Raw genomic sequence first — 14,802 nt, forward strand, 5'->3', positions numbered from 1 at the left:
AACGGGTATTGATCCATACCGATTTTGAATGGATCGGCCTGGTGCGATGCCACCTTCGCCCCTGTTGCCTCGGCGCATGACCACGCCACGCGACTATGAGGTGTTCGAGGCCGGTGACGTGACCCTGCAGGGCGGCGCCGTGTTTCCGCAGCTGAGGCTGGCCTACAAGACCTACGGCACGCTCAACGCGGCCGAGGACAACGTCATCCTCTATCCGACGTCGTTCGCCGCCCAGCACTACGACATCGAATGGCTGGTGCAGCCGGGCGGGGCGCTCGATCCCGAGCGTTACTTCATCGTCACCGCGAATCTGTTCGGCAATGGCCTGTCGTCCTCGCCCTCGAATTCGAGCGAGGTGCTTGGCGGCGCGCCGTTTCCCGCCTTCACCTATCATGATGCCGTTGCCATTCAGCGGCGGTTGCTACTCGAGCGGTTCGGCGTGACCAAGCTCGCGCTGGTTTATGGCTGGTCCATGGGCGGCATGCAGGCCTATCATTGGGCCGCGCGCTACCCCGACATGGTGGAGCGCGCAGCGGTGGTCTGCGGCAGCGCGCGGTGCTCGCCGTATAACCATGTGTTCCTCGAGGGGGTGAAGGCCGCGCTGACCTCCGATCCGGCCTATCGGGACGGCCGCTTCGTCAGCAAGCCTGCGGCTGGCCTGCGCGCGATGGGGCGCGTCTATGCCGGCTGGGCGATGTCGCATGAATTCTATCGCGAGGAGGTCTGGCGCGAAGCCGGCTTCAACTCGTTGGAGGATTATCTGGCGGGATCGTGGGACGGCGCATTCGCGCGGCGCGATGCGAATGATCTGCTGGCGCAAGTCGCGATCTGGCAGGCCGGCGACATCAGCCGTTGCGATGAATTCGGCGGCGATTTCAACCGGGCGCTGGCCGCGATCAAGGCGCACGTCCTGCTGGTGCCCGGGCGTACCGATCGCTATTTCGACCCGCGCGATAACGAGGATGAGCTCGGCCGCCTGGTCAACGCGCGCTCCGCGGCGCTGCACGCGATCCCCTCGATCCACGGCCACCGTGCCGGCAATCCGGTCAACAACCCCGCAGACCGCGCCTTCATCAACGCCGAGATCTCGGCCCTGCTGCAACGCTGACATGTGAGGCGACCATGAGCACCGCAGAGACAAGTGACGTCGGACCGCGCTTGAAGCCGCTCAGCCCGCTGACCCTGCGAGATCTGTCGGCCAAGTCGAACCTTGCCGGCGCGGTGCGCGCGGCGAGCCATTACGGGATGATCGTTGTGGTCGGTGCGCTGATCTGGCTTGTCTCGTCACGCTGCGGTTTGCCGTGGGCGGTGCCGCTGATTGTCGTGCAAGGTTACTTCGTCGCGTTCCTGTTCATGGTGGTACATGAGACTGCGCACAAGACGGCGTTCCGCAGCCATCGCCTCAATCTGGTTGTCGGCAATCTGTCCGCCTTCATGATCGGATTGCCCTATCAATATTACTGCCTGTTCCACTGGGACCATCATCGCTACACCCAGGATCCGGAGAAGGACCCGGAGCTGATCGTCGGTCCCAGGCCGGCGTCGGACACGCAACTGGCAATCGCCTATTCCGGATTGCTGCAGGTGTTGGTCCGCGTCCGCCTGATGTTGCGGCACGCGCTCACCGGGAAGGTGAGCGTGCCGTGGATTCCGGAGCACAAGCGGGCGTCGATCGTGCGGGAGGCGAGACTCTATCTCGCGGGCTATCTGCTGTTGCTGGTGGCATCGCTTGCGCTGCACAGCGCGATCCTGCTCTGGGTATGGATCGTGCCGCTGCTGGCCGGTCAGCTGATCCTGCGTCCCTATCTCTATGCCGAGCACACCGGATGCGAGCGGACGCGGAGCGCATTCGAGAATACGCGCACCACGATGACCGGCCGGATCATGAAATGGTTCGCCTGGAACATGCCCTATCATGTCGAGCACCATGCCTATCCGACGGTGCCGTTCCATGCGCTGCCTAAGCTGAACGCCATCGTCGATGGCCACATCGTGTATCGCGGCAGCAACTACCGCGCCGTCACGCGCGAGACCTGGGCCTGGTTTCGCCGCCAGCGGCAGCACTCTGCTTGATATTCACGTGTCGTTGTTCGGCCGCAGAACCAGATTGACGAGATTGCGGGCATACGCCGGCGTCAACGGCTTGATGCCGAAGACATAGCGATAGAACAGGCTGCCATAGATCGCGTCATAGATATCGCCGGGCACGCCCGGCGCGCCGATGCTGCCGTCCTTCTGGCCGGCGGTGATGATCTCCAGCATCCTGCTGCGGCGCAGGCCGAGGTAGCGCTCGTAGAACAGCTCCGCTGCGCCGGTCTTGGAGATGCATTCCGAGATCACCGCGAGCTGCACCCGCCCGAACTCGCCCTGCAACGCCTCGACATAGGTCGCGACATGGCGGCGGATGCGGGCTACCGGATTGCCGGTTTCTGGCAGCGGCACGGCGCGCGAGGCCTGGTCGAGGAAGGCATCGATCAGCAACGCCTCGCGCGACGGCCACCATTTGTAGATCGTCATCTTCGAGACGTTGGAGTGCTTGGCGATCGCGTCGATGGTGGTGGCGGCAAGGCCGGTGGTCGCCATCAGCGTATAGGCGCTTTGCAGGATCGCGGCCGTGGTCGTGGCGGAGCGAGGTCGGCCGCGCCGCCCCGTTGTCGCATCCTCGGTTTCCGCCTTGCTGCGCGCCATCGTCGGACTTCGTCTCCAGCGCGTTTGAATCATTGCGCCGTGTGCGGGCATAGCATGAATTGTGCTCCGTTTCAGACCCGCGCGGCTGCTGATAGTGTACAACGCACAGATTGAGCGTAGTGTGCGGCGCGTTGTCCGTGCACTGTCCCGCTCCACTGCCGATCGAACAGGAGTGTCCCGTGAAGGCCGTCTACAGTGATCTGCACCGCAGCCATGATCCGCAATTCTTCCTGGTCCGCGGTGTGGTCCAGCGCACCACCGAGCAGCCCGAGCGCGCCGACCGCCTGCTGGCGGGCCTGAAGGCTGGCAAGCACACGCTGATCGAGCCGACAAAGTTTGGGCAAGGGCCGCGGGCGCGGGTGCACAGTCCGGAATATCTGAGCTTCCTCGCTGAGGCCTGGGATGAATGGTCCGCGCTCGGCAATGCCGGGCCGGAGATGATCGCGAACATGCATCCGGTGCGCAACGCCGGCACCTACCCCACCCATATCGTCGGCAAGCTCGGCTGGCATACGGTCGACACCGGCTGTCCGATCGGACCGGGCACCTGGGCCGGCGCCTGCGCCTCGAGCGACGTCGCGGTCACCGCCGCGCAAATGGTGCTGGATGGCGAAGATGCCGTCTACGCGCTGTGCCGACCGCCCGGCCACCATGCCTATCGCGACCTCGCTGGCGGCTTCTGCTTCCTCAACAACAGCGCGATTGCGGCCGAGCATCTGCGCCAGAAGCACGAGCGCGTCGCGATCCTCGATGTCGACGTGCATCACGGCAACGGCACGCAGGGCATCTTCTACGAGCGGCCGGATGTCTTCACCGTCTCGATCCACGCCGATCCGTCGTTCTTCTATCCTTACGTCTGGGGCTATGCGCATGAGCGCGGTGCCGGAGGTGGTCTCGGCACCAATCTCAACATTCCGCTGGCCAAGGGCACCCGCGACGACGGCTACATGAAGGCGCTGGCGGCGGCGGAGCGGGCGATCCGCTCCTTCGCACCGACGGCGCTGGTGGTCGCGCTCGGCCTCGATGCCTCCGAGAAGGACCCGCTGGCGGGCCTCGCGGTCACCACCGACGGCTTCCGCCGCATCGGCGAGGGGCTGGCGCGGTTCGGCCTGCCGACGGTGCTGGTGCAGGAGGGCGGCTATCTCTCCGATATCCTCGGGGCCAATCTGACGGCGGTGCTGGGCGGGTTCGAGGCCGCGCGCTAGACGCGGTCTTGATAGTTACCTTGCAACGCGGCGTGGCTGATTTTCCGGATTGCAACCAAACCAAGAGCGTGCGGTTAATGTTGGGTGCTGACCTGTGGTCTTGCGCTGAGACTGTTTGCCGATCAGGGCCGCCGACAACACGAGGACGGGCATGAGCGACCTGCTGCGTATCGCTATTGTCGGTTTCGGTGAGATCGCGCGCCGGCAGCATGTGCCAGCGATCGCGAAGATTTCGGGCGCGGCCCTGGTTGCGGTCGCCGATCCGGTCAAATCGCCGGCGGGGCTGCCGCATTTCCGCGACCTGCATGAACTGCTGCGCGACGGGCCGGAGATCGACGCGGTCGCGCTGTGCACGCCGCCCCAGACCCGTCACGCGCAGGCCGCCGCCGCACTCGCTGCGGGCAAGCACGTGCTGCTGGAAAAGCCGCCGGGGGCCACCGTTGCCGAACTCTCGCCGTTGATCGTGGCAGCGCATCAGGCAGGCCGGACATTGTTTGCGACCTGGCATTCGCGTTATGCGCCCGCGGTCGGTCCTGCGCGCAAGCTGCTCGCCGGCCGCACTATCAACAAGGTGACCATCATCTGGAAGGAGGACGTGCGCGTCTGGCATCCCGGCCAGGCCTGGATCTTCGAGGCCGGAGGTTTCGGCGTGTTCGATCCCGGCGTCAACGCGCTCTCGATCCTGACCGACATCCTGCCGCGTCCGGTTCTTGTCAGGAGTGCGATGCTGGATTTCCCCGCCAATCGGGAGGCGCCGATTGCCGCGGAACTCGAGCTCTCCGATGAGAGCGGCTTGCCGATCCGTGCCGAATTCGATTTCCGCCAGACCGGTCCGCAGACCTGGGACATCCTATGCGAGACCGATGCCGGGCCCGTGACGCTGTCCAAGGGTGGCAGACAGCTGCGCGACGGCAGCATGCTGGTCGTCGATGCCGCCGACGAGGAGTATCCCGCGCTGTATCGCCGCTTCGTGACGCTGACGTCGGATGGTAAATCCGACGTCGATCTGGTGCCCTTGCAGCTCGTCGCCGACAGCTTCATGCTGGGGCGGCGGCGCCTCGTCGAGGCGTTCGAGGACTGAAAATGACTTCGGCCGGAATTAGTTGCGCGCCCTTCGGCATGTTGCCCGATGGTACCGTGGTCGAGCGCGTGACGCTGCGCGGCGAGCACGGCTTTGAGGCCGCCATCCTTCCCTTCGGCGCCACGCTGCAGGCGCTAGTAACGCCGGATCGCGACGGACAGTGCGACGACATCGTGCTCGGTCACGACGCGTTCGACGGCTATCTCGGGCAGCGCAAATTCTTTGGCGCGACCGTTGGGCGTTACGCCAACCGGATCGCCGGCGCGCGCTTCATGCTCGATGGCGAAACGGTGCAGCTCGACGCCAACAACGGCCCCAACGCGCTGCATGGCGGGCTGCAGGGTTTTGATCGCAAGCTGTGGCGGATCGCCGAACTCAGCGACGGTCCGGGGCCGACGCTGGTGCTGGAGCGCGAAAGCCCGCATGGCGAGGAGGGCTATCCGGGCAATCTGGCGACGCGGGTGACCTATCGCGTGCGCAGTCCGATGGAGCTCGCGGTGACCTATGAGGCGACCACCGACCGGCCGACCTGCCTCAACCTCACCAATCACAGCTTCTTCAATCTCGACGGTGCGCGCTCAGGCACGCAGATCCTCGATCACCGGCTCACGATCGCTTCCGACCATTTTCTCGCGGTCGATGCCACCGCGATCCCGCTGCCGGGGCCGCCGCGGCCGGTCGACGGCACGCCGTTCGACTTCCGCAAGCCCACAGCGATCGACGCGCGGATCAGGATGAATGACGAGCAGCTGCGGCTCGGGCGCGGCTATGACCACAATTTCTGTCTGGCCGCGGGGACCGGCCTCCGCTTCGCCGCGCGCCTCGAGGCGCCGCACAGTGGCCGCGTGATGGAGCTGTTCACCGATCAGCCGGGACTGCAGTTCTATTCCGGCAATTTCCTCGACGGCTCGACCGCCGGTAAGGGCGACCGGCTGTACCGCCAATCCGATGCGCTGTGTCTCGAGCCGCATGCCTGGCCCGATGCGCCGAACCGGCCCGACTTTCCGTCGGCGCGGCTCGATCCCGGGCAGATCTATCGGCGCAGCGCCATCTATCGATTCTCGACCGTGTGAGTGATGCCATGACTGATCGAGCCGCCGAGCCGCCGATGGAAGAGGTGCCGACATCGATATTGTCGGCCGAGCGCTGTCATCTCGGCGAAGGCCCGACCTACGATGCGTCAACCGACACCGCTTGGTGGTTCGACATCCGCGAGCGTCGCCTGTTCGAGCATCGCTTTGCCAGTGGGCGGACCGTGATCCACAACCTGCCGAACATGGCGAGCGCGTTGGCGCGGATCGACGGCGAGCGGCAGCTTGTCCTCACCGACGACGGGCTCTATGTGCGGCAGATCGCCAATGGCCACATAGAGCTGTTCGCTGCGCTCGAGGCCGACAACCCGGCGACGCGCTCCAACGACGCGCGCGTGCATCCGTCCGGAACATTCTGGCTCGGCACCATGGGGCGCAATGCCGAGCAGGGAGCGGGCGCGATCTACACCTTGCACCGTGGTCGCATCACGCAGCTTTATCCAGACATCACGATCCCGAACGCGATCTGCTTTTCACCCGCGGGCGATGTCGGCTATTTCGCTGATACCGCGACCAATGTGCTGTACCGGGTGCCGCTCGATGCCGCGACCGGATTGCCGGTGGGCCAGCCCGCGGTCCTGATCCAGCATCAAGGCACGGGCGGGCTCGACGGTGCGGTCGTCGATGCCGACGGGCTGATCTGGAATGCGCGCTGGGGCGGCGGCTGCGTCGACATCTATGATCCCCGGGGCAAGCGTCTGCGCTCGCTGCGCGTGCCGGCAAGCCAATCGAGTTGCCCGGCCTTTGTCGGCCGCGACTTCTCGCGTGTGCTTGTGACCTCGGCCTGGCAGGACATGGATGACGCGCAGCGCGCGGCCGATCCCGGGCATGGCAAGACTTTCCTGCTCGACGCCGCCGCGCGCGGCCGAGCCGAGCCTGACCTCAAACTGTCCTGACCGCGCGCTTGTTGGCCGCCTTGTTGACGCGACCTGATTATTTGGACGATAGTACAAATATGGTCCGCAAACCTGCCAAGTTTGGCGTTAAGGCCGACGTCAAGGCCGCAAGCTCACGCAAGCCGAACATGCGCGAGGCGATCCTCGCCGCCGCCGAGGAGCTGTTCTCGACCTACGGCTTCAACGCCGTCTCGGTGCGTGACATCGCGCAGGCCGCCGGCGCCAATCCTGGCAGCGTGACCTATCACTTCAAGACCAAGGACGGCCTGCTGCTGGAAATCTACCGGCGGCATTGCGGTCCGATGAACCGGCGGCGCTCCGAGTTGTTGGCGGCGGCGCGGCGCGTGCGCGATTTGCAGGACCGGCTGGAGGCGATCGTGCGCGCCTATGTGCTGCCGGCCTTCACCTCGGGCAGCGACCTTGCCGGCGGCGGGACGCGGTTCACGCGGCTGCGCGCGATCATGTCCGCCGAAGGAAACGAGGTCGTGCGCAAGATCATCGCGCAGACGTTTGACGACACCAGCCACGCCTTCATCGATGCGATCCATGAAAGCCTGCCGCATATTCCGCGCACCGATCTGGTCTGGCGCGGCCACTTCCTACTCGGCGCGCTCTACTACACGCTGGTGACCCCCGAGCGCGTTTCGCGCCTGTCGCGCGGCAGCGCCGACGGCACCGACGCCGGCCACGCCATCGAGGAACTGGTGCGCGCGACGGTGGCCGCGCTGCAGGCTCCTCCACTCGATCCTGTGACGCCTGCCCCGCGCAAGGCACCGGGCGCAATTCCCGGACGAGCGCTGACCTGATCCCGCGGAGGCGATCGCCATGGAGAAACTTCGGCTGCGGACCGTGCTCGGCAATCACCCGCACATCCAGGCGGTGAGGAACGGTGAGCTGCGCTCGGAGCTGTTCGACCTCGACTTCACCGAGTTCACGCCGACCAACGCCGCGTTCAAGCCGATGGTGCGCGAGCAGGCGTTCGACGTCTGCGAGATGGCCATCGTGACCTATCTGATGGCCCACGCGCACGGCAAGCCGCTGGTGCTGTTGCCGGCAGCGATGGTCGGCCGCTTCCAGCACGGTCACGCGCTCTATCGCGCCGACCGCGGCACGCTCGTGCCTGCCGATCTCGAGGGCAAGCGGGTCGGCATCCGCTCGTTCACGACCACGACGGGAGCATGGATGCGCGGCATCCTGGCCAACGACTACGGCGTCAACCTCGACAGCATCGACTGGGTGACCTTCGAGGACCCGCATATCGCCGAATATGTCGACCGCACCGAGCGTGCGCCGAAGGGCAGCACCATCATCCAGATGCTGAAGGACGGCGAGCTCGACGCCGTGCTGGGCGAGACCTCGAGCGACCCGGCGCTCAAGCCATTGTTCGCCGATCCGGCCGGCGAGGCGGCGCGGTGGTATGCGCGGCATGGTGTCGTACCGGTCAATCATCTGGTGGTGGTGACGGGACAGCTCGCGACGTCGCGGCCCGACGTGGTGCGCAGCCTCTACGAGCTCCTCAAGCGCAGCAAGGCCAGGGCTGGTCCGCCCCACGTGCCGGACCTGGTGCCGTTCGGCGTCGAGGCGAACCGCAGGCCGCTCGAACTGATGATCGACTACTGCGCCCAGCAGGCGTTGATCCCGCGTCGCGTCGCGGTCGACGCGCTGTTTGACGACACAACACGGGACTTGAACTGATGACAATCTCCAGCGATCCGCGACAATGGCAGATCGGCATGCTCGGCTATGGCGAGGTCGGCCGCATCCTCGCCGAGGACCTGCGTAAGCTGGGCGTCAAGGTCGCGGCCTATGACATCAAGCTCGACCGCGGGCAGGGCGCGCCGCTGCGCGCGCACGCGGCGGAGATCGGCGTCGCGCTCGCCCAATCCCACGCCGATCTCGCGGCGCGGGCCGATTTCATCATCTCGGCGGTGACGGCGAGCCAGGCGGTGGCGGTGGCCGAGGCCTGTGCACCCGCGATCCGGAACGGCGCCTGGTTTCTCGATTTCAATTCGGCCTCGCCCGGTGCCAAGCAGCGCGCCGCCGTGCACATCGATGGCGCCGGCGGCCGCTATGTCGAAGGCGCGGTGATGACTTCGCTGCCGCCGTACCGGATCAAGGTGCCGCTGCTGCTCGGCGGCCCGGGCGCGCGGGAGCTGGCGCCGCTTTTGGTCGCGCTCGGCTTCGCGGCCAAGGTCGCGAGTGACGAACTCGGCGTGTCCTCGGCGGTCAAGATGTGCCGCAGCATCATGATCAAGGGCCTGGAGGCGATGGTGATCGAGAGCTTTACCACCGCGCGTGCCTTTGGCGTCGAGGATGCGGTGCTGGCCTCGCTCAAGGAAACCTTCCCTGCCATCGATTGGGAGAAGCAGGGCGCTTATTTCTTCCAGCGGGTGATCGAGCACGGCCGGCGCCGCGCCGAGGAGGTGCGCGAGGTGGCGGGCGGAGACCGTGCGCGAGGCCGGGCTTGCGCCATGGTCCGCGTCTGCTACCGCCGAGCGGCAGGGTTGGATCGCCGATCTTGCCGATGAAGGCGTGTTCGGGCGTAAGGGAACGCCGGACTTCGCCCGCCGCGCGGACTGGCGGATCGAGGCCGATAGAATTCTCGCGCGCATAAAGTCCTGAATCCTCCTGCGGAGAATCCGTCGCGTTCCCTGCGGACGCGCGATGCGCTATTGCTCCTTGAACAGTCTTGATCTGGAGGCACTACCATGAAGAATTCCGGCAAGGTCGTCGCCATCACGGGGGCGGCGCGCGGCATCGGCAAGGCCTGCGCGGCGCGCTTCCTGTCCGATGGCGCCAGGGTCGTCATCTCTGATGTCGACGCTGCTGGGCTCGTCCACACCGCCAACGAACTCGGACATGAGGATCGGTTGCGGGCCGTCGAAGCCGACGTCAGCAAGCGCGCCGATGTCGATCGCATCGTCGCTACGGCGGTCAAGGAGTTCGGCCGGCTCGACGTCATGGTCAACAATGCGGGCGTGGCGCGCAACCGCGATTTCCTCGACATCAGCGAAGCCGAATTCGACGATGTGATGGGGATCAACCTCAAGGGCGCGTTTTTCGGCGTCCAGGCCGCAGCGCGGCAGATGATCGCGCAGGGCGGTGGCGGCGTCGTCGTCAACATGTCCTCGGTGAATGCGCTGCTTGCGATCCCCTCGCTTGCGACCTATGCGATGTCCAAGGGCGCCATGAAGCAGCTCACCTCGGTGGCGGCCGTGGCGCTGGCGCCGCACGGCATTCGGGTCGTGGCGGTCGGACCCGGCACGATCCTGACCGAGATGGTGGCGACGGCGATCTTCTCGTCCGAGGATGCCCGGCGCAGCGTGCTGTCGCGCACCCCGGCCGGCCGTTGCGGCGAACCGAGCGAGGTCGCCTCCGTCGTGGCCTTCCTCGCCAGCGACGATGCCTCCTACATCACCGGCCAGACCATCTACCCCGACGGCGGACGGCTGATCCTGAACTACACGGTGCCGGTCAACGAGAAGAAGTAGGGGGCAGGTTCAAGCACGAGCACAGCGAAACTCCGCGGCCTGCCGTTGCAAGGGCCCATTGCCAAAATATCGAAAACAACCCCATGCAAAGTAGCCCGCGGCTGCCGACGTTCGACACGGCAACTTGACACGTCGGGCAAATCGACGGTATTATTCGATTATTCAGAAAATCGCGCAATAGCCATCCGGTGTCATCACCCGCGCATGCGGGTGATCCAGTATTCGAGAGGCGGTCGTGCTTGAGCCGATGGGCCGCGGCGTACTGGATCGCCCGGTCCAAGTGCGCAATTGCGCACAGGCCGGGCGATGACAGGTGAGGATGAGGACGCCGCTACCGGCCCTTGAACTTGGGCTTGCGCTTTTCCATGAAGGCGCTGCGGCCCTCGCGGAAATCCGCGCTGTCCATGCAGTCGATGCCGATCTGCTTGATCGCGGCCATGTCGCGATCGGCGGGATCCTTCAGCACCTGCGCGATGGTGATCTTGGCGGCCTTGATCGCCAGCGGCGCGTTGCCCGAAATGGTGCGCGCGATCTCCATGGTCGCGTCCCAGAGCTCGGCGTCCGGCAGCACGCGATCGACGAGGCCGATCCGCAGCGCTTCCGTGGAGTCGATCCGCATGCCCGTATACATGATCAGCCGCGCCCAGGACGGGCCGACCAGCGACACCAGATGGCGCAAGCCCTCATAGCCATAGGCGATGCCGAGCTTGGCCGCGGGAATGCCGAACTGGCCGCTGGCGCCGGAGATGCGGATGTCGGTCAGCATCGCGACCTGCATGCCGCCGCCGAGGCAGAAGCCGCGGATGCAGGCAATGGTCGGCTTCGGATAGTCGGCGAGCAGGGCGCGCTGGGCCGCGCTGCGCCGTGAATATTCCTCGGAGGCCTCGGCATTGTGCCTGGTCTTCTCGAACTGGCTGATATCGGCGCCCGACACGAAGGCCTTGTCGCCGGCGCCGACCAGGATCACGACGCGGACATCAGGATCGTCGCGCAAGGCGATCAGCGCCTCGCCGAGCCCTTCCCACATCTCCAGCGACATCGCATTGCGCTTGTCGGGATTGTTGAAGGTGATGACGCCGACGCCATCGACCACGCTTTGCAGGATCTTGCCGTCGGCAAGCGCTTTATCTGACATGTTTGGCATCCGAGGGTCCGGTCTGATTTCGGCCAAGCCTAGCACCCGGGCGGAAGCCGGAGCAGGCGCTTTAGGGCACGGCGCGATTGCATCGGCGTGCGACAACTCTCCCGGTAGTTGTGCGGCCCGCAAAATAAACCGTTGTGAAAGGGTTACGCCATAGAGTGCGCCGCCCGTGCTCCGTGCCGGTTTAACTTTTTCCTAGTTTTTCGACGGTACGACTGTACGCACCTGCGCGCCAAGGCTGCTTGCGTCCCAGCCCGCGGCGCGCTGGGACGCATGCCGCAGCCTTCCCGCTGCCGTCGCGTCGGTAGCGGACGTCCCCACCACCGGACCGGCAGAGAAGCCGGTCAACCCCCGACCTCCGTGCACTCACATCGCCTCGGGCGAGGTCCAGCCGTGTCTGTCGAAAAGTTTCTCAAGCAACACGCTGTCAGGATCTCGGTCAACGGCAGCTACACGCTGCCGAACTCGTACGACGCCCAGGGCAAATTGCGCACCTTCGCCTGCCGCACCACGCGCGTGTCGCCGTTCCGCATGATCGTGGACGTGCCTGTTGTCGGCAAGGTCGGCGACCGGCTGACCTCGTATTTCGAGGAGTTCGGCAAGTTCGAGGGCTGCACCACCGACACGATGAGCGGCAGCTTCCCGCTCGAGCTCGAGATGACGCAGGCTATGCGGGAGAAGTTCGCCGACAAGCTGACCTGGATCGAGAAGAAGCAGAAGAATCCGATGTCCGCAAAGGGCCACCTCCAGACTCGTGCACCGCAGCAAATAGAACTCTAAACCTACTAACTCGTCGATGGGCAAAGCGGCGTTGTTGCAGGCGGGCGCCGAGAGGTGCTGAAGCCGACCGGGAACCTGCCGTGCGAGTCTGGATTCCCGCGATGGTTGGGGTAAGGTTACGTTGCCTGCGCAGAAAAATATGAAAACGACGTTTGGGAGGAAGTGATGCTCGACACCACCCTTAGCGCGCGCGTCCAAGTTTTCCTCGACAAGTTTGATGCCGCGCTTGCGGCGGGCGATCTCGACGCCGCCGTAGGAATGTTCGCTCCGGATTGCTACTGGCGCGACCTCGTTGCCTTCACCTGGAACATCAAGACCATGGAAGGCCGCGATCAGGTCCGCGACATGCTCGCGCATTGCCTAGTGCGCGTGAAGCCGCACAACTGGAAAATCGCCGAAGGTGAAACGCCAACCGAGGCTGGCGGCGTGACCGAGTCTTGGATCTCATTCGAGACCGAGGTCGCGCGCGGATATGGACTCATCCGACTGCAGAACGACCAGATCTGGACGCTCTTGACGACGATGGCCGAACTCAAGGGCCATGAGGAAAAGGCCGGCTTCAGCCGACCGCTCGGCGCCAGGCATGGCGTCAATCCCGGCTCCAAGACTTGGAAGGAGCTGCGCGACGAGGAAGTCGAAGAACTCGGGTTCAAGACCCAGCCCCACGTGCTTGTCATCGGCGGCGGACAGGGCGGCATTGCGCTCGGTGCGCGGCTGCGCCAGCTCGGTGTACCGACGATCATCGTCGAAAAGAACGCACGCGCCGGCGATTCCTGGCGCAACCGCTACAAGTCGCTCTGCCTGCACGACCCCGTCTGGTACGATCACTTGCCCTACATCGATTTCCCCAAGAACTGGCCTGTGTTCTCGCCCAAGGACAAGATCGGCGATTGGCTGGAAATGTACACCAAGGTCATGGAGCTGAACTACTGGACGAACACTATGGCCAAACGCGCCAGTTGGGACGACGCAAGGAAGGAATGGACCATCGTCGTCGAACGCGATGGCAAGGAGATCACTCTGCGGCCCAAGCAGCTTGTTTTCGCGACCGGCATGTCGGCCAAGCCGAACATGCCGAAAATCAAAGGCATGGAAACGTTCAAGGGCGAGCAACACCATTCCTCTCGCCATCCCGGCTCCGGCGGCTACAAAGGCAAGAAGGTGGTGGTGATCGGCTCGAACAATTCGGCCCACGACATCTGCGCTGCGCTGTACGAGGCCGGCATCGACGTAACGATGGTGCAGCGCTCAACGACGCACATTGTGCGCTCGGATTCGCTGATGGCGACCCTCGGTGATCTTTATTCCGAACGTGCCGTCCGCAGCGGAATGACCACGGCCAAGGCCGATCTGATCTTCGCTTCGCTGCCCTACCGGATATTGAATCAGTTTCAGAAGCCGGTCTATGACAAGATCCGCCAGGATGACGCCGCTTTCTACGCCGGGCTGGAAAAGGCCGGCTTCAGGCTCGACTTCGGTGACGACGATTCCGGGCTATTCATGAAGTATCTGCGCCGCGGCTCGGGCTATTACATCGACGTCGGCGCCTCACAGCTTATCATTGACGGCAAAATCAAACTGTTCACTGTACAAGTCGAAGAAATCACGCCCAACGGCGTCAAGCTCGACAACGGCAAGGAATTGCCAGCGGACGTGATCGTGTATGCCACCGGCTACAGCTCGATGAACGGCTTTGTGGCCGATCTCGTGAGTCCCGAGATGGCCGACAAAGTCGGTAAGGTCTGGGGCCTCGGCTCGAATACGACGAAGGACCCCGGCCCGTGGGAAGGCGAGCAGCGTAACATGTGGAAGCCGACGCAGCAGGAAGGCCTATGGTTCCACGGCGGCAATCTGCATCAGTCGCGACATTACTCGCAATTCCTTTCCCTGCAGCTGAAGGCGCGCTACGAGAGCATCCCGACGCAGGTCTACGGCCTGCAGACTGTCCATCACAAGGCCTGAAATTGCCGAGTGCAGGAATTGCGAGCCCTATGTTATTTGCACCTCGCCAACGCAATGTCCGTGTTGTCTCGCTGAGCCGACATCGCTGACTTGATCCGTCATGTCGGAAAGGGGCCACAACCGGACTTGGCACCATTTAGCGGAGTGGACGAAGGTCTCTGCAGGTTGAAAGGCGATCATAGTGTCCGGCGGCCCCGCGACGAGAGGGGTTCCTTTTTGCTCGCCGCCGGTGTTTCCTCTGCACGGCGGAGAACGGGCATGCAGGGATCGCTGGGAGAGAAGATCGGCGAAGGCGTCTTCGCTGATGTCCACGCCTGGGTGCCCGGTCAGGTCGTCAAGTTGTCCAAGCCAGGTATCCCGCAGTGGGTCGTCCAGCACGAGACGCAAATGACCCGCGCGGTCTTCGCCGCCGGCGGCCCAGCGCCGGAGGTGCTCGGCGAAGTCACCCTGGACGGCCGCTTTGGCAT

At 64.7% G+C, this 14,802-nt stretch carries 12 protein-coding genes and 3 pseudogenes; 13 read left to right on the plus strand and 2 right to left on the minus strand.

The features are described from left to right. Window positions 1-76 precede the first annotated feature (76 nt). Both K359_RS0131015 and K359_RS0131020 read left to right on the plus strand, forming a co-directional pair. Window positions 77-1,108 (plus strand): alpha/beta fold hydrolase, encoded by a 1,032-nt coding sequence (locus K359_RS0131015; RefSeq protein WP_029082803.1) that lies wholly within the window; start codon window positions 77-79, stop codon window positions 1,106-1,108. Between the two features lie 14 nt (window positions 1,109-1,122). Further along, on the plus strand, window positions 1,123-2,073 hold the full coding sequence (locus K359_RS0131020) for a fatty acid desaturase (protein ID WP_029082804.1): 951 nt from the start codon (window positions 1,123-1,125) through the stop codon (window positions 2,071-2,073). 3 nt (window positions 2,074-2,076) lie between these two features. On the opposite strand, the gene K359_RS0131025 is transcribed toward K359_RS0131020, so the two are convergent. Beyond that, a complete protein-coding gene (locus tag K359_RS0131025) occupies window positions 2,077-2,688 on the minus strand; it encodes a TetR/AcrR family transcriptional regulator (protein ID WP_029082805.1) in 612 nt (203 codons plus the stop codon). 179 nt (window positions 2,689-2,867) lie between these two features. Here K359_RS0131025 and K359_RS0131030 point away from each other — a divergent pair, with 179 nt between their 5' ends. From K359_RS0131030 to K359_RS0131065, 8 genes and pseudogenes are all read left to right on the plus strand, one after another. Beyond that, a complete protein-coding gene (locus tag K359_RS0131030) occupies window positions 2,868-3,893 on the plus strand; it encodes a histone deacetylase family protein (RefSeq protein ID WP_029082806.1) in 1,026 nt (341 codons plus the stop codon). Window positions 3,894-4,044: 151 nt separating this feature from the next. Next, the gene (locus tag K359_RS0131035; protein ID WP_029082807.1) at window positions 4,045-4,974 is read left to right on the plus strand and encodes a Gfo/Idh/MocA family protein; all 930 of its coding nucleotides are present in this window, start codon (window positions 4,045-4,047) and stop codon (window positions 4,972-4,974) included. A gap of 2 nt (window positions 4,975-4,976) precedes the next feature. Beyond that, the gene (locus tag K359_RS0131040) at window positions 4,977-6,047 is read left to right on the plus strand and encodes an aldose epimerase family protein (protein WP_029082808.1); all 1,071 of its coding nucleotides are present in this window, start codon (window positions 4,977-4,979) and stop codon (window positions 6,045-6,047) included. Between the two features lie 35 nt (window positions 6,048-6,082). Beyond that, the gene (locus K359_RS0131045) at window positions 6,083-6,961 is read left to right on the plus strand and encodes an SMP-30/gluconolactonase/LRE family protein (RefSeq protein ID WP_029082809.1); all 879 of its coding nucleotides are present in this window, start codon (window positions 6,083-6,085) and stop codon (window positions 6,959-6,961) included. A 59-nt stretch (window positions 6,962-7,020) separates the two neighbouring features. After that, window positions 7,021-7,767 carry a TetR/AcrR family transcriptional regulator gene (locus K359_RS0131050; protein ID WP_029082810.1) on the plus strand — a complete coding sequence of 249 codons (747 nt, stop codon included), beginning with the start codon at window positions 7,021-7,023 and terminating at the stop codon, window positions 7,765-7,767. Between the two features lie 19 nt (window positions 7,768-7,786). Continuing rightward, the gene (locus tag K359_RS0131055) at window positions 7,787-8,656 is read left to right on the plus strand and encodes an ABC transporter substrate-binding protein (RefSeq protein ID WP_029082811.1); all 870 of its coding nucleotides are present in this window, start codon (window positions 7,787-7,789) and stop codon (window positions 8,654-8,656) included. Next, a pseudogene (locus K359_RS53450) lies at window positions 8,656-9,583 on the plus strand (DUF1932 domain-containing protein). Before K359_RS0131055 ends, K359_RS53450 begins: the two are co-directional and overlap by 1 nt. Before the next feature lie 86 nt (window positions 9,584-9,669). Beyond that, complete coding sequence (locus K359_RS0131065) at window positions 9,670-10,452, plus strand: SDR family NAD(P)-dependent oxidoreductase (RefSeq protein ID WP_029082812.1); 783 nt, start codon at window positions 9,670-9,672, stop codon at window positions 10,450-10,452. 331 nt (window positions 10,453-10,783) lie between these two features. Here the strand turns inward: K359_RS0131065 and K359_RS0131070 are convergent, their stop codons facing one another. After that, window positions 10,784-11,596, minus strand: coding sequence for an enoyl-CoA hydratase (locus K359_RS0131070; protein WP_029082813.1), 813 nt, complete (start codon window positions 11,594-11,596; stop codon window positions 10,784-10,786). 390 nt (window positions 11,597-11,986) lie between these two features. Between K359_RS0131070 and K359_RS53455 the strand changes: the two are divergent. The 3 genes and pseudogenes from K359_RS53455 to K359_RS0131085 all read left to right on the plus strand — a co-directional run. Continuing rightward, a pseudogene (locus tag K359_RS53455) lies at window positions 11,987-12,319 on the plus strand (PilZ domain-containing protein); the annotation flags it as partial. Between the two features lie 219 nt (window positions 12,320-12,538). Further along, complete coding sequence (locus tag K359_RS0131080; protein WP_029082814.1) at window positions 12,539-14,335, plus strand: NAD(P)/FAD-dependent oxidoreductase; 1,797 nt, start codon at window positions 12,539-12,541, stop codon at window positions 14,333-14,335. Between the two features lie 258 nt (window positions 14,336-14,593). Continuing rightward, window positions 14,594-14,802, plus strand: a pseudogene (locus K359_RS0131085) (aminoglycoside phosphotransferase family protein); the annotation flags it as partial.

This window comes from Bradyrhizobium sp. th-b2, assembly GCF_000426785.1.
GTDB lineage: Bacteria > Pseudomonadota > Alphaproteobacteria > Rhizobiales > Xanthobacteraceae > Bradyrhizobium > Bradyrhizobium septentrionale.

Coding starts and splice junctions, on each gene's coding strand:
- K359_RS0131070 (WP_029082813.1), bottom strand. CDS start 11,596: ATGCCAAACATGTCAGATAAAGCGCTTGCCGACGGCAAGATCCTGCAA.
- K359_RS0131080 (WP_029082814.1), top strand. CDS start 12,539: ATGCTCGACACCACCCTTAGCGCGCGCGTCCAAGTTTTCCTCGACAAG.
- K359_RS0131040 (WP_029082808.1), top strand. CDS start 4,977: ATGACTTCGGCCGGAATTAGTTGCGCGCCCTTCGGCATGTTGCCCGAT.
- K359_RS0131050 (WP_029082810.1), top strand. CDS start 7,021: ATGGTCCGCAAACCTGCCAAGTTTGGCGTTAAGGCCGACGTCAAGGCC.
- K359_RS0131035 (WP_029082807.1), top strand. CDS start 4,045: ATGAGCGACCTGCTGCGTATCGCTATTGTCGGTTTCGGTGAGATCGCG.
- K359_RS0131020 (WP_029082804.1), top strand. CDS start 1,123: ATGAGCACCGCAGAGACAAGTGACGTCGGACCGCGCTTGAAGCCGCTC.
- K359_RS0131015 (WP_029082803.1), top strand. CDS start 77: ATGACCACGCCACGCGACTATGAGGTGTTCGAGGCCGGTGACGTGACC.
- K359_RS0131055 (WP_029082811.1), top strand. CDS start 7,787: ATGGAGAAACTTCGGCTGCGGACCGTGCTCGGCAATCACCCGCACATC.
- K359_RS0131045 (WP_029082809.1), top strand. CDS start 6,083: ATGGAAGAGGTGCCGACATCGATATTGTCGGCCGAGCGCTGTCATCTC.
- K359_RS0131025 (WP_029082805.1), bottom strand. CDS start 2,688: ATGGCGCGCAGCAAGGCGGAAACCGAGGATGCGACAACGGGGCGGCGC.
- K359_RS0131065 (WP_029082812.1), top strand. CDS start 9,670: ATGAAGAATTCCGGCAAGGTCGTCGCCATCACGGGGGCGGCGCGCGGC.